General features: G+C 71.4%; 9 protein-coding genes. 3 read left to right on the top strand and 6 right to left on the bottom strand.

The genetic code is table 11. The annotated features are described in order from the left end of the window. Positions 1-12: 12 nt before the first annotated feature. The 3 genes from VGW35_10620 to VGW35_10610 all read right to left on the bottom strand — a co-directional run bounded on the left by VGW35_10620 (position 13) and on the right by VGW35_10610 (position 3,222). Positions 13-405: a PIN domain-containing protein gene (locus VGW35_10620; GenBank protein HEV8308109.1), complete on the bottom strand. Its 393-nt coding sequence runs from the start codon at positions 403-405 to the stop codon at positions 13-15. Then, on the bottom strand, positions 402-605 hold the full coding sequence (locus VGW35_10615; GenBank protein ID HEV8308108.1) for a hypothetical protein: 204 nt from the start codon (positions 603-605) through the stop codon (positions 402-404). The genes VGW35_10620 and VGW35_10615 overlap by 4 nt, the downstream gene beginning before the upstream one ends. Positions 606-846: 241 nt before the next feature. After that, positions 847-3,222, bottom strand: coding sequence for a molybdopterin-dependent oxidoreductase (locus VGW35_10610; GenBank protein ID HEV8308107.1), 2,376 nt, complete (start codon positions 3,220-3,222; stop codon positions 847-849). A 154-nt stretch (positions 3,223-3,376) separates the two neighbouring features. On the opposite strand from VGW35_10610, the gene VGW35_10605 reads away from it, so the two are divergent. Then, positions 3,377-4,165, top strand: coding sequence for an aldolase/citrate lyase family protein (locus tag VGW35_10605; protein ID HEV8308106.1), 789 nt, complete (start codon positions 3,377-3,379; stop codon positions 4,163-4,165). A 111-nt stretch (positions 4,166-4,276) separates the two neighbouring features. Here the strand turns inward: VGW35_10605 and VGW35_10600 are convergent, their stop codons facing one another. Further along, positions 4,277-4,630: an OsmC family protein gene (locus VGW35_10600; protein HEV8308105.1), complete on the bottom strand. Its 354-nt coding sequence runs from the start codon at positions 4,628-4,630 to the stop codon at positions 4,277-4,279. A gap of 387 nt (positions 4,631-5,017) precedes the next feature. On the opposite strand from VGW35_10600, the gene VGW35_10595 reads away from it, so the two are divergent. Both VGW35_10595 and VGW35_10590 read left to right on the top strand, forming a co-directional pair. Beyond that, complete coding sequence (locus VGW35_10595; GenBank protein ID HEV8308104.1) at positions 5,018-5,266, top strand: hypothetical protein; 249 nt, start codon at positions 5,018-5,020, stop codon at positions 5,264-5,266. Positions 5,267-5,330: 64 nt separating this feature from the next. Continuing rightward, positions 5,331-5,561: a hypothetical protein gene (locus VGW35_10590; protein ID HEV8308103.1), complete on the top strand. Its 231-nt coding sequence runs from the start codon at positions 5,331-5,333 to the stop codon at positions 5,559-5,561. A gap of 386 nt (positions 5,562-5,947) precedes the next feature. Here the strand turns inward: VGW35_10590 and VGW35_10585 are convergent, their stop codons facing one another. Together VGW35_10585 and VGW35_10580 are read right to left on the bottom strand one after the other, a co-directional pair. Continuing rightward, on the bottom strand, positions 5,948-7,117 hold the full coding sequence (locus tag VGW35_10585; protein HEV8308102.1) for an NAD(P)/FAD-dependent oxidoreductase: 1,170 nt from the start codon (positions 7,115-7,117) through the stop codon (positions 5,948-5,950). Between the two features lie 5 nt (positions 7,118-7,122). Next, positions 7,123-8,310, bottom strand: coding sequence for a cyclopropane-fatty-acyl-phospholipid synthase family protein (locus tag VGW35_10580; protein ID HEV8308101.1), 1,188 nt, complete (start codon positions 8,308-8,310; stop codon positions 7,123-7,125). Positions 8,311-8,948 lie beyond the last annotated feature (638 nt).

Raw genomic sequence — 8,948 nt, 5'->3', positions numbered from 1 at the left:
CGCGTCGCGACGCTACCGGACGCCCCGAGCCGAGAACAGTCTCAGGCCGCCCGCGCGGACGAAAGGCCGGAAGTCCGCGTCACGGGTGACCAGCTCGACGTCGTGGTCGAGGCAGGACTGCGCGATGAGCGTGTCGGCCAGGCGGGCTCGGCGCCCCCGGGCGAGGACCTTCGCGCGCAGCAGGCCGGCCCGCTCCCAATACCCGAGGGTGACATCCAACAGTGGCAGCCTGACGAAGAGATCCTTCACGTCGGGAGCGAGCCCGGGGTCGCTCAGCAGCTCTGTCAGCACTACGGGCGGCACGGCCGCCTGACTGTGCTCGAGCGCCCAGCCCGTCGCGTCCACGTCGGGCCCTTCCGCCCCCGAGAGGTAGGCGACGAACGAGCTGGTGTCGACGGCGATCACCGCCGGTCTTCACGCAGGGCTTCGAGGTCGAGCGTGAACTTGACCTTCCCGTGGAGGGCGCGGAGCCGCTCGTAGGCCTCGCGGGCCGCCACCAGCTCCAGTCCATGTCGGATGGTGGCCGTCACGCCCTGGCCGGTCCGCTCGCACGCGCGGCGCAGGAGGTCCGAGTCGATGTGAACGGTCAGCTTCCGGGTGGCCATGGTCGGAGCATACCAGCATCGATGCCGTAATACAATACGGCCCGAGGAGAGGGGACCGCCGGGACTCACCGGGTAGCTTCGTCGCGGCCGACCCGGCGCGTCACTCGATGAGCACGTCGGCCCGGGTCAGCACCGATCGCGGAAATCGTCAGACGGAGCTCCCGGCGAGGAGTCCCAGGGCGAGCGCGACGGCAGCGGCGAGGCGCGTCGCCTTCATTCTCGGCGGCCGTCGCGTTCCCGGCTATCCCGGCGCCTTGCGCACCTCGCAGAGGTAGGAGCGCAGGGGGATCGTGCCGCTGATGGGGTCGGCGGTGTCGGTGTCGATCACGCCGTTGTAGTTCGCGCTCCCGAGTCCGGCCACGTCGTAGCCGGGCAGCCCCAGCGGCTCGCACGCCTGCCACCACCCGAATTGCGCGCAGACCACGTCGGGCGCCAGACTGCCATTCAGGCGGGCTCGCCCCCGCATGGTCGCGCGAGGCGTCTCGACGAGCACCCAGTCGTCCGGGGCGATGTGCCGCGACCCGGCCGCCGCCGGATGCAGCTCGATGACGGGGTCGGGGCTGTGCCGGCGCAAGTGGGGCAGGTTCCGGTGCTGGCTGTGGCAGAACTGGACGACCTTGGCCGAGGTCAGGACCAGCGGATAGCGGGCGGCGAGATCGGGCCGGCTGACCGGGCTCGCCGCCGGCTCCACGTACTCGGGGAGCGGCGCCTGGCCGTGATCCAGGAACCGCTGGGCGTAGATCTCCACGCGCCGGCTCGGCGTCGGGAAGCCCGCCGGGCCATCGGCCGCGGGCTCCGCGTATTTCCGGTAGCGCGTCTCGAGGGGGACCCGCACGCCCTCCGGCTTCGCCCGCAGCGCTTCGAGCGTGATCCCCGACGGGGCCAGCACGAAGCGGTGACCGGCATCCTCGTCCCCGCCGAAGAACGACTCGCCCAGGCCCAGGCGCTTGGCCAGCTCGCAGACGATCCAGGTGTCCGAGCGGGCCTCCCCGCGCGGCGCCACCACGGGCGCGCGCAGCTGGATGAAGGCCTCGCCCTCCGGAGTCGGCCCGAATCCCACCCGCAGCCCTTCCCGCTCCCAGGCCGAGGCCACCGGAAGGACCACGTCGGCCAGCACCGCCGTCGGCGTCAGGAACAGCTCGGTGTAGACGACGAACTCGAGCCGCGTGAGCGCGGCGCGGGCGAGCTCGGCGTCGGGCTGGGAGAGGAGCAGGTTCGAGCCGAACCCGACCAGCCCGCGGATCGGATATGGCCGGCCCTGCAGGATCGCCCGGTAGACGTCGCGGGCGGTGACCCAGCCGTGACGGCCCGGCCCGAGCGGGCGCTCGCCGAATCCGAGGGTCTTCGCCCAGTGCGTCGCGGGGAGAGCCGTGCGGCCACCCAGGTCGTTGACGGCGGGGCGGCTCACCCGGAGGTTGCCGCCGGGCGCGTCGAAGCTCCCGGTCAGCGCATACAGCAGCGAGATCGCCCGGACCGCCTGGGTGGCGTTCGTGTGCTGCTCGAGTCCCGTCCAGTGGAAGTAGGACACCGGGCGCCGCTCCCAGAGGAGGCGCGCCGTTTCCACGACCTGGCCGGCCGGCACCCCGGTGATCTGTTCCACGCGGGCCGGCGGATAGGCGCGGCAGAGCGCGGCGTAGCGCTCGAACGCGGGACGGCCGGTGACGGGTCCCGCCGGCGTCGGGCAGTTGACCGATCCGAGGAGCATCGGCTCCTGGATCGGCCCGAGGAACCGGGCGGCCCGCGGGTCGTACGCGACCGGGCGGCCGGCCGCGCGATCCCAGGCCACGGAGTGCTCCGCCGAGCCCGGCTCCGCGAGGTCGGCCGCGGTGAGGAAGCGGCCGGTGTCGTCGCGCACGAGAAAGGGGCCGGTGCTCCAGTCGCGGATGAATTCCCGGTCGTACCAGCCCTCGGCGATCATCACGGCGGCCAGGCCGAGCGCCAGCGCGCCGTCGGTGCCGGGCCGCACGCGGAGCCACTGGTCCGCCCGGTTGGCCAGGCCCGCCCGCCGCGGGTCGACCACGATCAGCGCCGCCCCGCGGGTCTTCGCGTCGGCGGCAGCCGTCGCCTGGGCCAGGAAGGAGGTCGAGGGGTTGTGCCCCCAGAGGAGGAGGCAGCCGGTGCGGGCGAAGTCGGGGGCGCCGATGTCGACGCCGAAGGTGTAGGCCGTGGCGAAGTCGCGGTGCCACGCGCACAGCTCCTCGCCCCAGATCGTGTTCGGGCTGCCGAAGACCCGGATCAGCCGCTCGATCCATGCAAACCCGTCCGAGACCGCCGTGCCGGACGGCGTGGTCACCGCGAAGGCCACCGCCTCGGGGCCGTCCCGGTCGGCCGCCTCCCGCATCCGGGCCGCGGTCCAGTCGAGCGCCTCGTCCCAGCCGATCCGGACCCAGCCGGGGTCCGGGTCACCCTTGGGGCGGGTGCGCTTCATCGGGTGGAGGAGCCGGTCGGCCGCGTACACCAGCTCGGGGGCCGCCCGGCCCTTGACGCACAGGCTCTGGCCGGTCGGGTGGCCCGGGTCGGGCTCGACGGCGACCAGCCGGCCGTCTTCCACGACCGAGATGCAGCCACAACGCGACCGACAGAGCGCGCAGAAGCCCGGGATGCGTTGGGTCGACATCGGAACCTCCCCGGCGGCTCGGTGAACTCGCCGGATCATACCACAGCCGCCGGCTGTGCTCCGCCCCCGGCCTGCGGCGCGAGTGATGGGCTTGACGGCTCGCCCGGGAATGTGGTCTGTTCCGACTGACTTCGGTTCAGGGGGGAGGCGCGTGGTGAACGAGAACGCCTACCGGGTTCGGGCCGAGCGCGGCGAGCTGCAGATCGGCACCTGGGTGACCATGATCCGGACGCCGTCGGTCCTGACGCTCCTCCAGGCCGCCGGGCTCGACTTCGCCCGGGTCGACATGGAGCACTCGCCGTTCTCCATGGAGACCGTCGCCGACATGGCCACCCTCGCGCGAGCCCTCGACTTTCCGCTGGTGGTTCGCCCGCCCGAGGGCAACCGCGAGTGGATCACGCGGCTCCTCGACGCCGGCGTCTTTAACCTGCACGTGCCGCAGGTCGATACGCCGGAACAGGCGGCGGAGGTCGCCTCCTGCTGCCGGTACGCTCCGCTGGGCGAGCGCGGCATGTACGGCTTCGGCCCCCACACCGGGTACCGGGTGCGGCCGCCCGGCGAGCACATGGCGGCCGCGAACGCGCGGGTGCACGTGACGATCATGCTGGAGACGAAGCGCGCCTTCGAGCGGCTCGACGAGCTCGCGTCGGTTCCCGGGATCGACGCGCTGACGATCGGGCCGACCGACCTGGCCCAGAACCTCGGCGTGCTGGGCACGCCCGGGCAGCGGCAGGTGCTCGACGAGCATCGCCAGCGGCTGGTGGCGGCCGCGCGCAAGCACGGCAAGGCGGTGGCGATGCTGACCGACACCGTGGAGGGGGTGCGCCAGATGATGGCGCTGGGGGCGACCATCATCAACTACTCGTCGGATGCGGCCGTGCTCCGCTCGAGTTACGCGACGACCATCGAGGAGATCCGCCGGACGCTTCCGCGATCCTCCTGAGCGCGAGCGCGGTCGAGGGGTGTCCCGTGTCGATGGAGGCCGTCGCCCTCACCGCACGGCGGCCACTCGGGTCTTCACCGCGGTCGCTCCCGCGACCGTACGGTAGAGGGGTCAGCGGTTCCGGTAGGTCTCCACCAGTGCCTCGGCCTCGGACTGGCTCACCCCGGCGATCTCGAAGGTCATGGTGATGCTGGAAAACCGCGACGGGTCGGCGGCCGCGCGGACACCCTCGATCGTGACGTCCATCCGCTGGACCGGGATCCCCTTCTCCTGGGCGTACGCCTCGATCAGCGTGACGCCACAGGACGAGATGCCCGCCAGGAACGCCTCGCTGTTCGTGAGCGCGTCCGGCTGCGGGCGCGCGGACGAATCGAGGACGAGTCGCTGGCCCCGCGCGAGGCTCTGGGCCCGTCCGACCACGCCGCCACTGGACGACCGAACGAGATCGACCTTGTCGCTGCTCATGATTCCTCCCCCCTGCCGTGATGATTACCCCTTCCGATCATCGGCTACGGGAAGGCCGCCGTCAATGACTTGGCGGGCCCGGCGGCTCACGCCGTGGCGGATTCCCCGGGCCACCGCGGCAGGGTCTTCAGCCGCGCGAAGTACCCGAAGAAAGCTCGACCCCAGTCGCGCTCCGATGGCCGTGGTGCACGGAGACCCCCGGCTCGTGAGGCTTCCGCTGGATCACGGGGCGGACGTACGTCGCGGGCGAAGACGATCCGCTGTCGGCGCTCGCGTGCCGATGGAAGAATTCGGAGATCATTCGCATGATCGACGAGGCCGGCCCCCCTGGGTGGGCTTGACAAACCTGTCCGAGTGTACTATTGTAGTCATACAGTAAGGAGAGCCATGGGCCTGACCCCCGATGCGCACAGCCCGTTCCCGAACCGCCGGCCACTGACGGAGCCGCTCGAGCACGTCATCGAGGGCGGCCCGTGGGACCAGGCGCTGCCCAGCGGCCGGGCGCGGCGGGCCGGCTCCCTCGAGCCGAGCACGGTCACACGCGCCATCGAGGATCTCGAGCGGAGTGGCTACCGGCCGCTGCATGCTCCCTCGGAGGCACGGAGTCGAGCGCAAGGTCTGGCCCGCGTGGCCTGACCCCCTCGGCGGGCAGAGCCGAGCCCGTGTGGGAGGGCCACGATCTTCGCGAGGAGGAACAGTCATGCGGCGTTCTATGGATGTTCAGGGGCGGGTGGGCCGTCTGATGCCGGCTGGCGTGCTGGCTCGTATGGCGACCACGGGAATCTACCTCGTGCGCGGCGTCCCCCGTGATCTTCAGCGGGCCGCGCGTGTCCGCGCCACGCGCGAGGGGACCACGCTCGGCCAAGTGCTCCTCCAGGGCTTGCGCGAGTATGCGGCGGGAACCTGGACACCGAAGCCAGACGACCGGTGACCAAGGCGCGCGGCTGGCGCCCGAGGGAGAGGTCGGCAGGTGATCGGCCTCAGGCGGCGTGGGCCCGGCGATACGGACGGTGATCGGAACCAATCCAGGAGGCGCGACAATGGCGGAGGTCCCGACGTGTCCAACCCCGAAATGCTCGGAGCGGGGGAAGCCCATGCCGCCCGGCCTGCCCCGACGACGTGACCACGCTCGTAAGATCACGCGGTACAAGTGCCCGGCGTGCCAGCACGAGATCACCAAGCGGGCGAGCTAGGAGCGTGTCCGACTAACCCGGCGCCGGCCACCGAGCGCGTGGTGCATCGAGGTGCTCCGAGCGGCGGCTTCGCCGCCGCCACGACGGGGGGTCTCGGGGGGTCTTCCGAGACCTAGCGCCTCCGTCAACCGTGCTGAAGTCGCCTCGCGAGCGGGGCGTCGCCGGCGTGCAGGAACCAGCGATCGAGCACGACACGCCTGGTGAACCAGCGGGTGGCCATGAGTCTTCGGGCCAGTGACAGGACCACCCGATCGGGGAAGAGCCCGGTGAGCCCTCGCGCGGGCTGGGGAGCGGCCACCGGTGCGCTCGACACCACCTCGCGCTCCACGCCGAAGCGCTGTTGGAGCGCAACCCGGTATGGGTCCAGCGCCGCCCCGCGGCCATCGCCACCGGCGGCGATGATCGTGCGAGCGGCTAGCAGGCCCGACTCGATGGCCGGCCTGATCCCTTCGCCGCTCTGCGCGTAGGCCAGACCAGCGGCGTCGCCGATCAGCAAGACGCCGTCGGCCGTCACCGCTCGCGGCGAGGATCCGTTGAGGAGATAGGCGTGCCCGTGCCAGGTGGTCGGGAGGTCGGCCGGGAGATGGCCCTCCGACACCAGCGTGCGCACGAAGCGCTGCAGGTGCTCCGTGAGCCGGTGCCGGTCCTGGCGCCCCAGACCGACGTTGAGCGTCGTCTCTTTCCGAAAGCACCAGCCGTACCCCTTGAGATCGGGACAGAAATACAGCTCGGGCAGCTCGGCATTCACGCGACAGGCCGCCTGTTGCTCGGGTGTCAGCGTGAACTCGACCTCGCTCGCCGCCACGATCGGCTCGTCGCGGCGCGGACCGTTGAGCCGGCGCGCGATGGGGCAAAAGTGACCGCCGGCCCCGATGAGGAGCCGAGCCGTGATGTCGCCGTTCACCTGCCAGCCGTCCGGGGTCCGCTCGATGCGCGTCACCGCCGTCCCTTCGAGGACCCGCGCCCCCGACCGGACGAGCAGGTAGTGGTCGAACTCTCGGCGCAGGATGCCGAAGCTCACCGGCCGGTCGTAGCGCGTGTCGAGCAGCGGCTCTCCCATGACACCGGTGCGGAAACCCGCGATCCCCTGGAACACGCGGCCGCGACGGTACTCGTCGACGTCGAGCGAGAGCTCGTCGACCACGGCCGGCGTGATCCAGCCGGCGCAGACCTTGTCCCGCGGGAAGCGCGCCTTGTCGATGACCAGCACGTCGACGCCGCTGGCGCGAAGCTGCCACGCGCAGGTCGATCCGGCCGGACCGCCGCCGACCACGAGCACGTCACACGTCGTCATGGGCCTCACACGAGCGGCTCGGTGTAGAGCGCATCACGCGTGGACGCCACGCGGTTGCTGGAGCCGGGAGCAAAGACGACCTGGAAGAGCTGCAGCGACCCGACGCGGAAGGCCGCTTCCGATCCGGCGAGATAGAGCCGCCACGCGCGCGCGAACGGCAGCTCGAACATGCGGGCCACGTGCTCCGAGACGGCATCGAACCGTGTGCGCCAGTGGCGCAGCGTCTCCGCGTAGTGCAGGCGCAGGTTCTCGACATCGAGGACCGATAGGTTCGACGGCTCGAGCACCCGGTGGGTGACCTCGGCGAGCGTTGGCGGGTACGCGCCGGGAAAGATGCGCTTCGCGATCCACGGGTTGAGCGGCTCGGGTTGGTTCCGGCCGATGAAGTGGAGGAGCCCCCGGCCGTCGGAACGAAGGACGCGTCGAATGAGGCGCCCCAGCGCCTGGTAGCACTCGAGTCCGACGTGTTCGAGCATGCCGACCGATACGAACACGTCGAACGAGCCGGTGATGCTGCGGTAGTCGTCTTCGATGAACTCGACCCGGTCCGAGAGCTGCTCGGCCCGGGCCCGCTCGCGGGCGAAGGAGATCTGCTCGCGGGAGATGTTGAAGGCCCTCACGCGGACCCCGTACTTCCGGGCCATGTAGAGCGCCAGGGCCCCCCAGCCGGATCCCGCCTCCACCACCTGATCGCCCCCTCGCAGCCCTAGCTTCCGGCACACGTACTCCATCTTGGCGAGCTGCGCTTCTTCGAGGCTGGCGTCAGGGGACGGGAAGTAGGCGCACGTGTAGACCATCTCGCGATCGAGCCACAGTCGATAGAAGTCGTTCCCGAGATCGTAGTGACGATGGATGTTGTGCCTCGCCGCCCGCCGGCCATGTCGCCGGGCCAGCCGGCTGAGCGCTCGCGCGGTCCACGTTCGGGCGGCACGGGCCGCACGGGGGAGGCCAGCCTCGTCAGCCTGCACGCGATACACGGCCTCGAGCGCGCCTACCAGATCGCCCTCCACGTCCAGGCGGCCCGACATGTAGGCCTCGCCAAAAGCCAGCTCCGGTCGGCGGAGCAGTTCGAGCACCGTCCGGCGATCCCGGATGGCGATCGTCGCAATGGGACGACCGAGCGGTGGCCGGCTCCCGAGGCTGGCGCCGACCTGCAGGGCCACCGGAGCGTCGCCGAGATAGCGTCGTAGCACGGAAAGCAGTTGCCGGTCGATGAGACGCGCGGGCGGCCGCGGCCGGGATGGCCTCGGCGGCTCGCCCCCCAGGAGTGTCGGTGCTGGACGGAGCGAGGCCTCGCCGGGGCGCTCGGGTCGACCGAGGCCTACGGTCGGTCGGGGTGCCGACATGGGCACAACCTCCTGTGCCACACCCCTCTGGCTCCCCGAGCAGGTCCCTCTCCGGCGGGGGCAGGAGGCGTGAATGCACCCCCAGTGTACCCCCAAGGCACGCCGCGAAGCGCACGGGTGGCCGCCCACCTTCGGCTCATCCCGGGCGCCGGCGCGACGCGGCTCAGCTCGCCACGCGAGGCATGGCTTTCGAGGAGGCGGGGGTGGCGCCGGGGCCCGCTCCCAGCGGAGCATCCGGTGTCTACGGCCACGCCGGTTGCTTTCACGTTGGGAGTTAGCCCTGATCGGCAAGAAATGGGTGGGCCATGAGCCTCTCTGACCCTCTCCCCCGATCGGGGGAGAGGGCAGGCCGTCCCTTCGGGCCCCCGGGCGTGAGCGAGAGGTGGCTCCCCGGGGGAGCCACCTCGCTCGGGCCTACTGACCGCCGATGGACACGGTGAAGTTGACGGTCTGCTCGTGGTACGGCGACGGGATGTACGCCAGCT

Source organism: Candidatus Methylomirabilota bacterium (genome assembly GCA_036005065.1).
GTDB lineage: Bacteria > Methylomirabilota > Methylomirabilia > Rokubacteriales > DASRDR01 > DASYQW01.
Note: the sequence above shows the minus strand (reverse complement) of the source record. Positions and strands in the feature narration are given on the sequence as shown.

Excerpts from the sequence above, each read along its gene's own strand:
- VGW35_10585 (HEV8308102.1), bottom strand. The coding sequence starts at position 7,117 with ATGACGACGTGTGACGTGCTCGTGGTCGGCGGCGGTCCGGCCGGATCG.
- VGW35_10590 (HEV8308103.1), top strand. The coding sequence starts at position 5,331 with ATGCGGCGTTCTATGGATGTTCAGGGGCGGGTGGGCCGTCTGATGCCG.
- VGW35_10610 (HEV8308107.1), bottom strand. The coding sequence starts at position 3,222 with ATGTCGACCCAACGCATCCCGGGCTTCTGCGCGCTCTGTCGGTCGCGT.
- VGW35_10615 (HEV8308108.1), bottom strand. The coding sequence starts at position 605 with ATGGCCACCCGGAAGCTGACCGTTCACATCGACTCGGACCTCCTGCGC.
- VGW35_10600 (HEV8308105.1), bottom strand. The coding sequence starts at position 4,630 with ATGAGCAGCGACAAGGTCGATCTCGTTCGGTCGTCCAGTGGCGGCGTG.
- VGW35_10595 (HEV8308104.1), top strand. The coding sequence starts at position 5,018 with ATGGGCCTGACCCCCGATGCGCACAGCCCGTTCCCGAACCGCCGGCCA.